The sequence below is a fragment of the uncultured Microbacterium sp. genome, assembly GCF_947632095.1.
Lineage (GTDB): Bacteria > Actinomycetota > Actinomycetes > Actinomycetales > Microbacteriaceae > Microbacterium.
The window spans coordinates 1-14344 of sequence record NZ_CANROA010000045.1 but is presented as its reverse complement, the minus strand read 5'-3'; the positions used below and the strand labels follow the sequence as shown (position 1 = coordinate 14344).

The 14344-nt window shown below is 67.0% G+C and carries 14 protein-coding genes; 5 read left to right on the top strand and 9 right to left on the bottom strand.

Annotation, left to right across the window (positions count from 1 at the left end):
- Positions 1-16 precede the first annotated feature (16 nt).
- Positions 17-631 carry a TetR family transcriptional regulator gene (locus Q0Z66_RS10265; protein ID WP_298040783.1) on the bottom strand — a complete coding sequence of 205 codons (615 nt, stop codon included), beginning with the start codon at positions 629-631 and terminating at the stop codon, positions 17-19.
- Between the two features lie 125 nt (positions 632-756).
- Here Q0Z66_RS10265 and purL point away from each other — a divergent pair, with 125 nt between their 5' ends.
- The 3 genes from purL to Q0Z66_RS10250 all read left to right on the top strand — a co-directional run bounded on the left by purL (position 757) and on the right by Q0Z66_RS10250 (position 3647).
- Positions 757-3075, top strand: coding sequence for a phosphoribosylformylglycinamidine synthase subunit PurL (gene purL, locus Q0Z66_RS10260; RefSeq protein ID WP_298040781.1), 2319 nt, complete (start codon positions 757-759; stop codon positions 3073-3075).
- Positions 3072-3215, top strand: coding sequence for a hypothetical protein (locus Q0Z66_RS10255; RefSeq protein WP_298040779.1), 144 nt, complete (start codon positions 3072-3074; stop codon positions 3213-3215). Before purL ends, Q0Z66_RS10255 begins: the two co-directional genes overlap by 4 nt.
- Before the next feature lie 78 nt (positions 3216-3293).
- Positions 3294-3647 (top strand): TraR/DksA C4-type zinc finger protein, encoded by a 354-nt coding sequence (locus Q0Z66_RS10250; protein WP_298040777.1) that lies wholly within the window; start codon positions 3294-3296, stop codon positions 3645-3647.
- A 67-nt stretch (positions 3648-3714) separates the two neighbouring features.
- Here Q0Z66_RS10250 and Q0Z66_RS10245 read toward each other — a convergent pair whose 3' ends face one another.
- Entirely contained in the window at positions 3715-5790 is a 2076-nt protein-coding gene (locus Q0Z66_RS10245) for a S1 family peptidase (RefSeq protein WP_298040775.1), read from the bottom strand.
- A gap of 201 nt (positions 5791-5991) precedes the next feature.
- On the opposite strand from Q0Z66_RS10245, the gene Q0Z66_RS10240 reads away from it, so the two are divergent.
- Both Q0Z66_RS10240 and Q0Z66_RS10235 read left to right on the top strand, forming a co-directional pair.
- Entirely contained in the window at positions 5992-6420 is a 429-nt protein-coding gene (locus tag Q0Z66_RS10240; protein WP_298040773.1) for an META domain-containing protein, read from the top strand.
- Between the two features lie 23 nt (positions 6421-6443).
- A complete protein-coding gene (locus Q0Z66_RS10235) occupies positions 6444-7193 on the top strand; it encodes a hypothetical protein (RefSeq protein WP_298040771.1) in 750 nt (249 codons plus the stop codon).
- A gap of 3 nt (positions 7194-7196) precedes the next feature.
- Here the strand turns inward: Q0Z66_RS10235 and Q0Z66_RS10230 are convergent, their stop codons facing one another.
- From Q0Z66_RS10230 to Q0Z66_RS10200, 7 genes are all read right to left on the bottom strand, one after another.
- Positions 7197-8105: a glycine betaine ABC transporter substrate-binding protein gene (locus Q0Z66_RS10230; protein ID WP_298040769.1), complete on the bottom strand. Its 909-nt coding sequence runs from the start codon at positions 8103-8105 to the stop codon at positions 7197-7199.
- A gap of 115 nt (positions 8106-8220) precedes the next feature.
- Positions 8221-9129 (bottom strand): glycine betaine ABC transporter substrate-binding protein, encoded by a 909-nt coding sequence (locus Q0Z66_RS10225; RefSeq protein WP_298040785.1) that lies wholly within the window; start codon positions 9127-9129, stop codon positions 8221-8223.
- 43 nt (positions 9130-9172) lie between these two features.
- Positions 9173-10087: a proline/glycine betaine ABC transporter permease gene (locus Q0Z66_RS10220; RefSeq protein WP_298040766.1), complete on the bottom strand. Its 915-nt coding sequence runs from the start codon at positions 10085-10087 to the stop codon at positions 9173-9175.
- The gene (locus tag Q0Z66_RS10215; protein ID WP_298040764.1) at positions 10087-11394 is read right to left on the bottom strand and encodes a glycine betaine/L-proline ABC transporter ATP-binding protein; all 1308 of its coding nucleotides are present in this window, start codon (positions 11392-11394) and stop codon (positions 10087-10089) included. Before Q0Z66_RS10215 ends, Q0Z66_RS10220 begins: the two co-directional genes overlap by 1 nt.
- A 340-nt stretch (positions 11395-11734) precedes the next feature.
- Positions 11735-12862: a class I SAM-dependent methyltransferase gene (locus Q0Z66_RS10210; protein ID WP_298040762.1), complete on the bottom strand. Its 1128-nt coding sequence runs from the start codon at positions 12860-12862 to the stop codon at positions 11735-11737.
- Between the two features lie 36 nt (positions 12863-12898).
- Complete coding sequence (locus Q0Z66_RS10205; protein ID WP_298040760.1) at positions 12899-13087, bottom strand: CDGSH iron-sulfur domain-containing protein; 189 nt, start codon at positions 13085-13087, stop codon at positions 12899-12901.
- Positions 13084-14175: an iron-containing redox enzyme family protein gene (locus Q0Z66_RS10200; protein ID WP_298040758.1), complete on the bottom strand. Its 1092-nt coding sequence runs from the start codon at positions 14173-14175 to the stop codon at positions 13084-13086. The genes Q0Z66_RS10205 and Q0Z66_RS10200 overlap by 4 nt, the downstream gene beginning before the upstream one ends.
- Positions 14176-14344: the final 169 nt, after the last annotated feature.

Below are 14344 nucleotides of genomic sequence, written 5' to 3'. Positions count from 1 at the left end.
AGCGGGCCCGCAGGTTTCACGACCTGCGGGCCCGCTTCGTCGTCTCCGCCTCTGTCAGCGGGCGCCGGCCGTCGCACATGCCGGCGACGATCATCGCGAGCCCCGAGGAGAAGTCATCCGCGCTCTCGGCGATGCCGGCCGGGGTGATGTCGACCGAAGGGTCCGTCGCCCCGATGACGGCGGCGTGCATGCGCTGCTGCTCGTGGAAGGTGCAGCCGATCACGAAGTGCACGATCGTGTCGGCCGCAGTCGCAGCCGCCGCATCCGACAGACCCGTCTGCCGTGCGGCGTCGACCAGGCTCGCACGCGCCGGAAGATCGAGCAGTCCGAGCGCGAGCGAGCTCGAAACGATCTCGGCGCCGTCGCGGTGCGCCAGCAGCCGATCGCGCAGCGCCGTCGCGATCACCGCGGCATCGGCATCCGATGAATCCGCCGCCTCGACGACGATCCGCTCACTGACCGCGGCCAGCAGCGCCTGCTTGTTCGGGAAGTGCCAGTAAAGCGCGCTGACCTGCACGTCGAGCTCATCAGCGATGCGCCGCATCGACAGCCCGGGCAGCCCGTTCTCGGCGAGCACCCGCATCGCAGCATCCACGACGGACTGCCGATCATGCCGTGCGGGAGCGCTCATGCAGCCATCGTACAGAACAGTGTTCAGGACGCATCGCCTGCCGCCGCGGATACCTGGCCGAACGGCACGCCCGAGCCCCAGTAGACTGTTCGTGCCCCGCCCGGCCACCTTTTCTTGGAGTGCGCGTGACCACGTCTGAAGCCCCCGTCCACGTTCCCGATTCGGTCGAGAACGCCCTCGCGACGCCTGAGAAGGAGCAGCCCTACGCGGCGCTGGGCCTCAAGCCCGACGAGTACGCGAAGATCAAGGAGATCCTCGGCCGCCGCCCCACTTCGGGCGAGCTGGCGATGTACTCGGTCATGTGGTCGGAGCACTGCTCATACAAGTCGTCGAAGAACTACCTGCGCCGCTTCGGCCAGAAGGTCTCCGACGAGATGAAGGAACGCCTCATGGTCGGCATGGGCCAGAACGCGGGCGTCGTCGACGTCGGCGAGGGCTGGGCCGTCACCTTCAAGGCCGAGAGCCACAACCACCCCTCCTTCATCGAGCCGTTCCAGGGCGCCGCCACGGGTGTCGGCGGCATCGTCCGCGACATCATCTCGATGGGCGCCCGCCCCGTCGCCGTCATGGACGCCCTCCGCTTCGGCGCGATCGACCACCCCGACACCGCCCGCGTCGTGCACGGCGTGACCAGCGGCATCAGCTTCTACGGCAACTGCCTGGGCCTGCCGAACATCGGCGGCGAGACGGTCTTCGACTCGGTGTACCAGGCGAACCCGCTCGTCAACGCCCTCGCTGTGGGAGTGCTCCGCCACGAAGACCTCAAGCTCGCGAACGCCACCGGCGTCGGCAACAAGGTCGTCCTCTTCGGTGCACGCACCGGCGGCGACGGCATCGGCGGCGCCAGCATCCTCGCTTCCGACTCGTTCGACGACGGCGGTCCCACCAAGCGTCCCGCCGTTCAGGTCGGCGACCCGTTCGCCGAGAAGGTGCTCATCGAGTGCTGTCTCGAGCTGTACCGCGACGAGCTCGTCGAGGCCATTCAAGACCTCGGCGCCGCCGGCATCTCCTGCGCGACCAGCGAGCTGGCCGCCAACGGGAACAGCGGCATGCGCGTCTCGCTCGACAACGTGCTGCTGCGCGACCCCACCCTGACCGCTGAGGAGATCCTCATGTCGGAGTCGCAGGAGCGCATGATGGCGATCGTCGCCCCCGAGAAGCTCGACGCCTTCCTCGCGGTCGTCGACAAGTGGGAGGTCGAGACCAGCGTCCTCGGCGAGGTCACCGGAGACGGACGCCTCACGATCGACTGGCAGGGCGAGCGCATCGTCGACGTCGACCCGTCGACCGTCGCCGTCGACGGCCCCGTCTACGACCGTCCCGTCGCCTACCCGACGTGGATCGACGCGCTGCAGGCGGATGCTGCCGAGCTCCTGCCCCGCACGGATGACGCCGAGGTGCTGCGCGAGCAGTTCCTCGCGCTGCTCGGCTCGCCGAACCTCGCCGACACCAGCTGGATCACCAACCAGTACGACTACTACGTGCTCGGCAACACGGCTCTCGCCTTCCCCGATGACGCCGGCATGATCCGCGTCGACGAGGAGTCGGGTCTCGGCTTCGCCGTCTCGACCGACGCCAACGGCCGTTACTGCCAGCTCGACCCGTACGCGGGCGCGCAGCTGGCCCTCGCCGAGGCCTACCGCAACGTCGCCGTCACCGGCGCCGTCCCCACGGCGATCACCGATTGCCTGAACTTCGGCTCCCCCGAGAACCCCGAGGTCATGTGGCAGTTCGGCCAGACGGTCGACGGCCTGGCCGACGGATGCTACGAGCTCGGCACCCCCGTCACGGGCGGCAACGTCTCCTTCTACAACCAGACCGGTGACACCCCGATCCACCCGACCCCGCTGGTCGGCGTGCTCGGCATCATCGACGACGTCTCCCGCCGCATCCCCTCGGGCTGGCAGGACGAGGGCCAGAACATCTACCTGCTCGGCACCACCTCCACCGAGCTTTCCGGTTCGGCATGGGCCGAGACCGTGCACCAGCACCTGGGCGGCCTGCCGCCGAAGGTCGACCTCGCCGGCGAGAAGCGCCTGGCGGGCCTGCTCGGCGCCGCACGCGACGAGTGGCTGATCTCCTCCGCCCACGACGTCTCCGAGGGCGGCCTGGGCCAGGCCCTCGCCGAGGGCGTCATGCGCTTCGGCGTCGGCGCGCGCGTCTGGCTGACCGAGCTCATGGAGCGCGACGGCGTGGATGCGGCATCCGCTCTCTTCTCGGAGTCGACCGGACGCGTGATCGTCACGGTGCCCCGTGAGGACGACGTGAAGTTCCGCGGCCTGTGCGAAGGACGCGAGTACCCGGTGCTGCGCATCGGCGTCACCGACTCCGTCGCGCAGCTCGAGGTCACGAACCTGTTCACGGTCTCGGCCGATGAGCTGCGTCAGACCTCGCAGGCGACCCTGCCGGCGGCCTTCGGCCCCACCGTCACGGAGAACGCGTGACCGACGACAACCTCAGCGAGGATTACGGCGATCTCGGCGAACGCCGCAATCGCCGGATCCGCGCGATCGCCTGGGTGACGATCGTGTCACTCATCCTGCTCGGCGGCGGATCCACGCTGCTCAGCCTGCTGTTCGGCTGATCCGCCTTCCCTGACCCGTTCCGGCCGGTGCCGACGCGAAAGCGCCGGTGCCCGTCCGAACGGGTCTATGGTGTGGGCATGAGCGACACCGAGCTGCGCATCCTGCTCGACATGCTGCGGCGTGAATCCGGCGAGCGCGTCGACCTGCTGGCGAGCACCCTGCACCAGCTGACGCATGATCGCGCAGCGCAGAGCGATGACGACGAGCACGACCCCGAGGGCGTGCCGCTGTCCGCCGAGTGGTCGCGTTTGACGGGGCTCCTCGAGGGCGCGGAGGACGAGCTGCGCCAGATCGACGCGGCCCTCGAACGCATGGATGCCGGAGACTACGGCTCGTGCGCGAACTGCGGTCGCAGCATCCCGACCGCACGTCTGCGCGTACGCCCGTTCGCCGAGCACTGCGTGCCCTGCGCAGAGAAGCTCGGGCGCTGATACGTCCCCACACAGCAGAAGAGGCGGGCACCTCCGAAGAGATGCCCGCCTCCTTTACTGATCTGGATCAGTCCTGCAGTGCAGCCAGCTTGCGGCGGCGCAGGATCATGAGCATCAGGCCACCCGCGACGAGCACGACGGCACCGGCCGAGAGAGCCAGCGTGAGCGTCGTGTCCATACCGGTCGTGGCGAGAGTGCCCTCGTCGCCCGGGTCGCCGGCGTTGCCGCCCTGGTCGCCGTTGTCGCCCTCGTCGCCGGGGGCGGGAGCTGCGACGACCTGAAACGAGACCACGGTGGAGGCGGACGAGGCGCCGTCGAGCGTCTGCGTCGCCGTTGCGGTGTAGTCGCCGACCGAGAGCGGAGCATCGAACGCGACCGTCCAGACGCCGTCGGTGACGGTGGCTTCGAAGGGGCCGCTGTCGGCGAACGCGGCCGGCTCGGTGCCGGTCAGCACGACCTCGACGGTCGCACCCTCGATGCCGGTGCCCGACAGCTCGGACGGACCGTTGTCGGGGGCGAAGGTGCTGCCATCGGTGATCGAGGTGATCTCGGGCGAGGCCAGGACCACGGTGAACTCCGAGGTGACGGCCGACGAGGTCTCGCCGTTGGCAGTCTGCACGACGCTGATCGCGTGCTCGCCGTAGCCGAGGTCGAGGCCGTCGACCGTCCAGGTGCCATCGGTGCCGACCGTGGTCGGGTAGCCGGTGCCGTCGATCGTGACGACGACCTCGGCGCCCGGGAGACCCGTGCCGCTGACCGAGGTGACCTCGTCGACGATCGACGAGCCATCGGCGGGCGACGTGATCGCCGGAGCCGGCGTTGCTGCCGCTTCGACCGTGAGCTCGTACGCCGTGGCCTCGGAGACGTTGAAGCCGTTCACCGCGGTGAGCGAGTAGCTGTAGTCACCGGGCTCCGCAGGAGCCGGGAAAGAGAACGCGCCGTTCGTGACGGCGGCCTCGAACGTGTCGCCGGCGAGGGTGACCTCGACGGTCTCGGCGCCCGTGGCGGTGCCGGTGACGGTCGCGCCGACCTCGACGGTCGCCGCAGAGGTCACGACGGGAGCCTCGATGTGCAAAGCGACCTCATAGCCGCTCGTGTAGGTGAGCGCGTCGGTGAGGAGCGTCGACCAGGTCCACTGCGGGGTGGTCTCAGTCGCCTCGGTGCCGCCGCTGATGACGCCGACAGCGGTGCTACCCTGGAACACCGCACCGCCCGAGTCGCCGGGCCCGGCGATGACGTTGCTCGAGAAGCCGCGGACGAAGTGTCCGTCGATGTTCGAGAAACCATCGAGGATGTGCCCCGAGGCTTCGGAGATCATGCCGGTCGTGTACCCGGTCGTGCGGCCGCTCTTGGAGACGGAGCCGGCGACGGGGTTGCCGACGGCGGTGATCTCGATCACGTCATCAGCGGGCGAGAAGGCGTTCGCGGTGATCGACGACCACGTGGTGACGGCCGGGACCGGCGTGTAGTCGCTGGCCGCATCGACATCGATCACGGCGATATCGGTGAAGTTCTGGTCCTCCATCGGGCGGGTCTCGTCGCGCCCCGCGGAGTTGCCCGTACCGCCGAACTGACTGAAGCCGAAGGTTCCGGCGAGGACGTCCCCGTCGCCGTACCCGACGTACTCGGACTCGCTGCCCGAGCCCGAGTCCAGGCTCGGGTCCGACAGGAAGAGGTCCTGCGGGCCCTGAGCGCAGTGCCCGGCGCTGAGGAAGGCCGGGTCGCCGGCGGGCGACCATGCGGCGAAGCCGAAGGAGCAGGTGCTGACGCGGTTGTCGTCCGTCGGCAGCAGGTAACCCTGACCGCCGACGACGTCGCCGTCGGCGAACGAGACCGGAGCGCTGGGGATCGTCGTGACGATCGGCTCCTCGGCGTCAGCCGCGAAAGCCTCCGCGGCGAATGCCTCGATGTCGCCGTCGGCCGCATCGTCGACCACGACGACGACGGGGTCACCCGCCGCGTTCGTGCCCCAGGCGTAGACGTTGGCGTCTTCAGCAGCCTGCGCGAGAGCCGCGGAGACCTCGTTGCTGTCCTGCTGGTCTGCCGACTGGTCGGTGGTTCCGGCGAAGGCCGGAGTGGAGAAGAAGAGCCCCCCTAGGGCCAGCGTCGTGGCCGCGGTCAATGCCAGCGGACGACGTGTCATCCCTCTGTTCTTCATAGTTTCGATGTCCTTGTTCCTTAGCGGTAAGAGGAGTTCGCCGTCTCAGAACAGACAGACAAACCCCACACAGACTACCCAGCAAAATCACAGATACCAACAATCGAGTGAAAAATTAACCAGAACAGGCGGCGTTTCATGTGAACGAATGCAAACGCGCACCCGGCGCCGACTACCATGACGAGCATGACCACACGCGCACAGAGACTCCTCACGCTGGCCGCCGCGACCGGCGCCCTCACGATGCTGCTCGCCGCCTGCGCACCGGGTCAGCAGAGCCCCGGATCCGCCCCGACGTCCACGGCGGATGATGGCGCAGCATCCATCGCCGAAGACATCGTGGGCACCTGGGGCACAGATGCCGAGGCCGAACCGTTCCTCGAATTCACCGAGGGCGGAGACGTCCGCGGCAGCGACGGGTGCAACGGCATCCACACCACCTACACGGTCGAAGACGACGTCGTCGAACTCGCCCCCTACGCCTCGACCCTCATGGCCTGCATGGACGTCGACGACTGGCTGCGCGGTGTCCGCACCGTCTCCATCGACGGCGACACCCTCACCGTCATGAACGACCAGGGCGAGACGATCGGCGAGCTCGGCCGCACGGCATAACCCGGTATCGGAGAGGACCAGCAGTGGAGAGCTTCTGGCAGTGGGCGGGAAGCTTCTGGTGGCTGATCTTCCCCCTCGGCGGCGTGATCGCCGGCGGTGCACGCGCGCTCTACGCGTCATCCGAACGCGCGGCCGAACGCCGTCATGAGCGGAAGCTCGAGAAGATGCGGCTGAAAGCCGGCTTCGCGCCCGGCACCGGGCCCACCAGCATCCACCTGCCCGCGGCACGACCGCGAGAAGTCGACTCGGCGCCATCCGTCTCCCATGAGGACCTTCTCTCGCGGCTCTTCGCCGAGCATGACGAGATCACCGCACGCTGGCTCGACTACGAGCTCGACGTCGCCAAGCTCATCGCCTTCCCCGCGATGAGCGATGGCCGCCAACCCTTGACCGCAGCATTCCTGCGTGCGAAGAAGACCGCCGACGCTCTGCGCCCGGCTTCGATCGAGACGCACGTCGGCGAGCAACAGATCAGCGAGTATCTGGATGCCGTCGGCGCCTATGCCGTCGCGTTCGAAGTCGCCGAGCGCGAGGCCCGGCGCCTGCGCGACTCCACCTTCAGCGAGGCCGAGCGCAAGAAGCTCGACCGTGCGCAGAAGCTCCTGAAGGTCGCCGTCGACGAATCAGCCACCCAGGCCGAGCGAAACATCGCCTACAAGCGCGTGCGCCAAGAGCTCGACGGCCTGATCGTGTTGAGCGATCAGGCCGTCGAGGTGCTCGAGAATCAGGTGGCGCGGGAGATCGCGCCACCGCCGCAGGACCCGCCCGCCTGATTCCTAGCCGGTGACGACCCAGTCCAACTGGTCCCCGTACTGCGCGAGCCAGGCCTCGACCGCTTCGGCCTCCTGCCCTTCGCCGTACTCGTTCACGACCATGTTCTCCAATGTGCTGTACTGCTCGTCATCGAGCGTGATGCTCGAGACCAGCTCTGCGGCATCCGGATATTCGCCCGAGAACTCCTCATGCGCGATGAAATGCAACCCCTCGGGCTCGCCATAACCGTCGTCGACGTCGTCGAGCTCCTTGATGTCGAAGACATCGGTGACCCAGAACGGCCGCCACAGTGTGACCACGATGTCTTCCTGCTTGGAGATCGCCTCCTGAAGAACAGTCAGCATCGCGGGCGTCGACGACGTCACGAGGTCGTACTCCTCATCGAGACCGTAGAAGGGCAGCAGGCTCTCCTCCGCAAAGGTCGCCGCCCCGGAACCGGGCTCGATCGTGTAGATCTTGCCGTCGAACCGCTCCCCCTGCCCCTTCAGATCCGCGATCGAATCGATATCGACGTAGGAGGGCACCGCGAGCATCCCGCTGGCCTCGGTGTAATAGGCGCCGAGGTCTTCGAGGTCGTCGGAGAACCGATCCCAGTACCCCTTCTGCGCCACATCGATCCACGCCGAAGGATAGATGTCGATGTCGCCCTCGGACAGACCGGTGTAAAGCGGCCCCGCCTCGGTGAGCGTCTGCAGCTCGACCGTGTAGCCGAGTTTCTCGATCTGGTTCTTCAGCAGAAAGGACGTGCTCAGCGAGTCCGTCCACGACGGGAGGTAGCCGAGCGTGACGGTGCCCTTCTCTGCACCGGTGGAGTCGCCGCCCGCCGTATCGTTTCCGGTCGCGCACCCGGCGAGGATGACAGTCGCGGCCGCGACGAGGGCGATGCCGGCAGGAAGTCGTGTGTAACGCATGGATCTTCTTTCGTCGGTGGTCTTCGTTGACGACGACGTCCCCGGCCGCGCCCTTCGACAAGCTCAGGGAGCGACCGGGGACGGACCCGGCGCACGACCGGGGACTACGCGGTTTTTACTCGGTGACGACCCAGTCGAACTGGTCGCCGTTCGCCTCGAGCCAGGCGTCGATGGCCGCAGCCTCTTCACCCTCACCGTACTCGTTCACGACGAGGTCCTCGAGCGCACCGTACTGGTCGTCGTCGAGCTGGATGGATGCCATCAGCTCGGCAGCCTCGGGGAACTCCTCGGCGAAGCCCTTGTGCGCCATGAAGTTCAGCGTCTCGGCCTCACCCATCGCGCCCAGCGGGTCCTCGAGGTCCTTGACATCGTAGGTGCTGTTCGCCCAGAAGGGGCGCCACAGGGTCACGACGACCTCTTCCTGCTTGTCGATCGCTTCGCCGAGAACCGTGAGCATCGCCGCGGTCGACGAGGTCTCGAGCGTGTACTCGCCCTCGAGCTCGTACTCGGGCATCATCGAGTTCTGCGTCACACCGGTGAGACCGGCGCCCGGCTCGATGCCGATGATGCGACCGTCGAACAGGTCGGCGTTGCCCTTGAGGTCCTCGATCGAGTCGATCTCGCTGTAGCTGGGCACAGCGATCGTGAGCTTCGCGTTCTCATAGTACGCCCCGAGGTCCTCGAGGTCGTCGCCGTAGGTCTTCATGTACTCGGCGTGCGTGACCTCGGGCCACGCCGACGGGAACACGTCGACATCGCCCTGCGCGAGCCCGGTGTAGAGCGGGCCGGCCTCGGTGAGCGTCTGCATGTTCACCGTGTAACCGAGCTTCTCCAGCTGGTCCTGCATGAGGTACGCCATGCTCAGGCCATCCGTCCACGAGGGGATGTAGCCGAGCGTGATGGTGCCCTTGTCATCGGATGCGCCGTCGCCACCGGCGGTGTCGTTGCCCGTCGCGCAACCGACGAGCGCGAGGGATGCTGCGACGCCGAGCGCCAGGGCGGATGTGATGCGGTGCTTCTTCATCATGGTGTTGCCTTTCGTATGTTCTGCTGCGTTTCGTATGAGTTCAGGAATGTGTTGCGACAGCATCCGCCGACGACTCGCGACGCTCGGACTGTCGACGTGCCAGCATCCCGAGCAGCGACGAACGATATTCGTTCGGCGTGCCGAGCGCGGCGGTGACGCGGTCGAGGTAAACGGCCAGGAGCACGATGCCGAGACCGGCCTCCACACCCTTGGCGATGTTCACGGTCGAGATCGCCTCGACGACGAGCTTCCCGAGACCATCGGTGCCGGCCATACCGGCGATCACGGCCATCGACAGGGCCAGCATGATCACCTGGTTGATGCCGGCCATGATCGTCGGCATCGCGAGCGGAAGCTGGATGCCGCGCAGGATCTGCCCCGGCGTCGCGCCGAAGGCCTGTCCGGCCTCGACCGTCTCGGAATCCACGCCGCGAATGCCGAGTTCTGTCATACGCACGCCGGGAGGCAGCGCGAAGATCACGGTCGCGACGAGACCGGGCACGACACCGATGCTGAAGAACACGATCGCGGGGATCAGGTAGACGAAGGCGGGCATCGTCTGCATGAAGTCGAGGATCGGCTTGAGGATCGCCCGCACCGTGTTGTTGCGCGCCGACCAGATGCCCAGCGGAACCGCGATCACGATCGCGACGAGCGCGGAGACGATGACGAGGGCCAGAGTCTGCATCGCCGGGATCCACAGGTTCATCCCGAGGATGACGACGAACAGCACGACCGTTCCGATCGCCATCCAGACCGAGCGCACGGCCCAGGCGATCAGTGCCGCGATGATGATCACGACGACCAGCGGCGTGCCGGTGAGAATGTCGGTGAGCCCGTTCACGAGGAACTTCACGACGAACGAGATCACATCGAGGAGCCCCTCGAGGTTGTTCTTGATCCAGTCGACCGCGGCAGCGACGTATTCTCCGAGCGGAATGCGGAAGCCGTCCATCAGCGCACCTCTCCTTCGGCAGCGGATGCATCCGGTGCGATCGTGGCCGCTTCCGCCTCACCCAGCACCGCGGCGATCTCGGCGTGCGAGACCGGCGGCAACGGAAGAGTGATCTCCTCGGTCGCGCCGGGGCCGGGGCCGAGCGCGGCGAGAAGCGTCACACGCGGGATGACGCCGACGATGCGGTCCGCATCATCGACGACGGCGAGCGGCAGCGGCGACTCGACCGCCGGCACGAACAGGTTCATGAGGATCTCGTCCTCGTGCACGCTCTGCGGCACGGGCTTGATCACCGATGTCAACTGCGACTCTCCCTTGCGGACGAGCTTCACCGCATCGCGGTCGGTGACCATGCCCACGAGCTTGCGGTCGCGGCCGGTCACGTAAACCGCCGACGAATACGCGTCGCGCATCTGGCGCAGCGCCGTGCGAGGACCGGCCGTCTCGGCGACGATCGGGCGCGGCAGCTCCATGACGTTCGACGCCGTGAGCACACGCGCACGGTCGACGTCCTGCACGAACTGCTCGACGTAGTCGTTCGCCGGGTCGGTGAGGATGTCCTCCGGCGTGCCGATCTGCACGATCCGCCCGTCCCTCATCACCGCGATGCGATCGCCGAGGAACATGGCCTCATTCAGGTCATGCGTGATGAACACGATCGTCTTCTGCAGCTTCTGCTGCAGCTCGACGAGCTGCTCCTGCATCTCGCGGCGGATCAGCGGATCGAGGGCACTGAACGCCTCGTCCATCAGCAGGATCTCGGTATCGGCGGCGAGCGCACGGGCGATCCCGACGCGCTGCTGCATTCCACCGGAGAGTTCGCTGGGCAGCTTGTCGCCCCAGCCGTCGAGGCCGACCATCGACAGAACCTCGTTCGCCTTCGCAAGGCGCTCGGCCTTGCCGACGCCCGTCAGCTCCAGCGGGTAGGCGACGTTCGCCGCGACCGTGCGGTGCGGCAGCAGGGCGAAGTGCTGGAACACCATCGACACCCGCTTGCGACGAATCTCACGCAGACGCGACGCCGGAATGCCGGTGATCGTGTCGCCGCCGATCGTCACGGTGCCGTCGGTGATCTCGTGCAGCCCGTTGAGCATGCGGATGATCGTCGACTTGCCGGATCCCGACAGGCCCATGATCACGAAGATCTCACCCTTGTTGACGGTGAAACTCGCGTCGATGACAGCAGCGGTTCCTGCATCCTGCACGTCTGTTCTGGATGCCCCGGACTTCAGGCGCTGGACGGCCTGCTTCGGATTCTTTCCGAAGACTTTGAAAAGATGGCGCGCTTCAAGAGCGGTTTCGGTCACGTTTCCCCCGCAGCTCACCGACTCTTATCGGGTCTCGGTGAGCCCACTTCGGTTACGCCCTGGTGATGTTCCTGGCCGTTTCGACATCGCTGCACTGGCGGCACGAACGGAGGATTTCGGACCCTCCGCAAAAGAACTTCGACCGTACGTCCACGTCTCTTCGCAGCACAGCAGATCGAAAGAAGGACGTGGCCGCGGACTGGTTCAAGACCATTTGGCCTACATTTGAACGTAACAAAATGGCCGATCAGAGGCAAATCTCAGTCTTGTAACGACCGCTCTTTTTGTACTGTGAACGGGGATTCTGCCTATTGTCGACAATCGGCGTGTTGGGCTCTTGTCAGCGCTTCACACTGCTCGTGACGGTGAACTTCGACGTGCGATGAACCTGCTCAGTCGGGCCGATCAGACGGGTCAATTCTGGTCGATAGGCGAGAGAAGAATTGAACACTGTGAGCAGTTCGCCACCGGGGCGGAGCACGCGCGCGGCGGCCTCGAAAAGCCGAGTCGCCGCCCCACTGTGCACGCTCGCGCCGAGATGGAAGGGCGGGTTCAGCAGGATCAGATCCGCACTGGCATCCGGCAGCTCGGAGGCGGCGTCGTCGTGCGTCACGACGACGCGATCCTCCAGCCCGTTGGCGGCCATGGTTGCGCGGGCGGACTGAACCGCCGCCGCCGATCGGTCGGTCGCCGTGATCCGAGCCTCCGGGTGCCGCATCGCGAAGAACGCGGCGAGCGCACCCGTCCCGCATCCGAGGTCCACGACAGTCACCCCATCGCGCCCCGCCGCTCTGGGATGACGGCCGCCGAGCACATCGAGCAGCACCCGGGTGCCGATGTCGATCCGGTTGGCGGCGAATGCTCCGCCGTGCGCCACCAGCTCGAGATCGAACTCGGCGTGCCTGGAATGCTGCGGATAGGGCGGCCGAACAGGGACTTCCCTGGATTCGGTCGCCATGATGAGGCGCGACTTCCTCTCGGCGCGCTGCGCCTGCACCACCCCGAAACTACGGCCGATCACCTCGTTCTGCGTCACGGTCATGTGCTTGACGCGCCCGCCGGCGATGAGCGTCACATCCGGCGCCGCCCATCGGGCAACCGCATCGGCGATCTCCTCGAGTTCGGCGAGCGCCTTGGGCAGCTGCAGCAGCACGAGCCGTGCTCCCGACAGCAGCGATTCGTCGAGCTCGTGCGAGGAGAACCCCGCAATCCCGAGCTCCGACGCATTGCGTGCGAGCGCGCGACGACCGGTCGCCAGGTCCTGGTGCACGCGGATCCCGTGCAGCCCGGCGGCGGTCAGCGCGAGGGTGATCGCGCCGTATTCGTCGCCGATCACCGTGATCGCGGCTCCGTCGATCCCCGCGGCGAGTGCGCGCTGGACGAGCAGTTCGTCCGTGGCATCCCACGCCTGCAGGTTCGGAGCCTCGACGTCGGGGAAGCGCCGCAGTGCGGCATACGAGAAGTCCACCTGTTCAGCCTACGAGCAGGCGCACCGCGAACCGTGTCACTCCGTGCGGAAATCGATGGTCTTGTGGCTCCCGTCGCAGAACGGCTTGATCGTCGAGATGCCGCACCGGCACAGCGCGACGGTCTTGCGGTTCTGCGGGATCGGCGCACCGTCGGCATCGACGAGATCGATCTCTCCGCGCACGAGGAGCGGGCCGTTCGGGCAGGGTGTGATCGAGGCGCTCATGCCGACGCTCCGCCCCGGATGGCACGGGCGACGTCGGATTCACGCAGCGCCGAGTCTCCGCTCTTCCGCTTCTCGAAGATGTCGTCGGCCGCCCACCCTTCGACGGCGAGGCAGGCGGCGGCGCCGAAAAGGATGTCGGGCAGCAGCTCGGGCTCGTCCTCGGCGAGCGCGCCCGCCAGGTCTCGCGCGGCGATCTGCTCGTGCACGGCGTCCGCTTCGACGTGATCGTCGTAGTACTCCGCGACCTCATCGCCGAACCCCACCCGTCGAAGCCCTTCCGCGACGAAGCGGCAGGGAATGGACGATGTCATCTCGAAAGCGGCGAGGTGCCCGACCGCCGCGCCGCGCAGGCGCCGGTTCATGCCGAACATGGTCATGACGTTGAAGGCGGCGAGTGTGATCTCGGGCGCTGCGTCGACATAGCGGCCGTAGGCGTCGTCGAGTCCGGCGCCGCGCAGGGTGCGTCCGTACATCACCTGGTGCACGCGCTGCGGATCTCCCCCGCCGTACTCGTCGGCTTGGATCTCGAGCATCGCGGCCTTCGTTCGCCCGGTCAGACGCGGGATCGTCCACGAGTGCGCGTCCGCTTCGCGCAGCGTGTAGATGCTGTGCAGGGCGAGGTACTCCCGCGCCTGGGCGACATCGGCCTGGCGCGCGATGAAGCGCGCGAGGTTCGGCCCCGGAGTCGGCCGCGTCATGTCGAACAGTGCCTCGGCGACATCCGCCGCTCGAGCGCGCGGCGTATCGAGCATGCTGATCTGCGCCCGCAGCGCGCTTTCACAGACTCTTTCGATCGCCGTGCGGGCGACGATCAGCCGCGGATCCCATTCCCACTGCGCTCCGACCTGGTCGAGGGATCCGTAGCTGATCGCGTACATCAGGAAGAGAGCGAGCTGGATGTCATCGTCACGCACCGGGTCCTCGACGCTGACCGCCTGCCGGACGAGACCGCTCAGGCATTCGACGGCCTGTTCGTCATCACCTTCGGCCGCCCCCAGAACACTGAGGACCGCTTCGCTGAGCGGGCCGCGCGCCTCGATCGATACGCCGCCGATCTTCGCAGCGAAGGTGCGAGGCGCCGTAGCCATGTGGGTCACTGTCATCCGCCTTTCTGGCGAGGCGAGGCATTCCGCTGAGCATCGCCGCCGTGGTGACGACCATAGGCGCGGTTCTGCAGAAGCCGAGGGGTCTTGACGACAGGTCGACCGAGCAGTTATGGCACCCCCTCTTGACGTGCGAGAGGTTAAGTGGTTACTT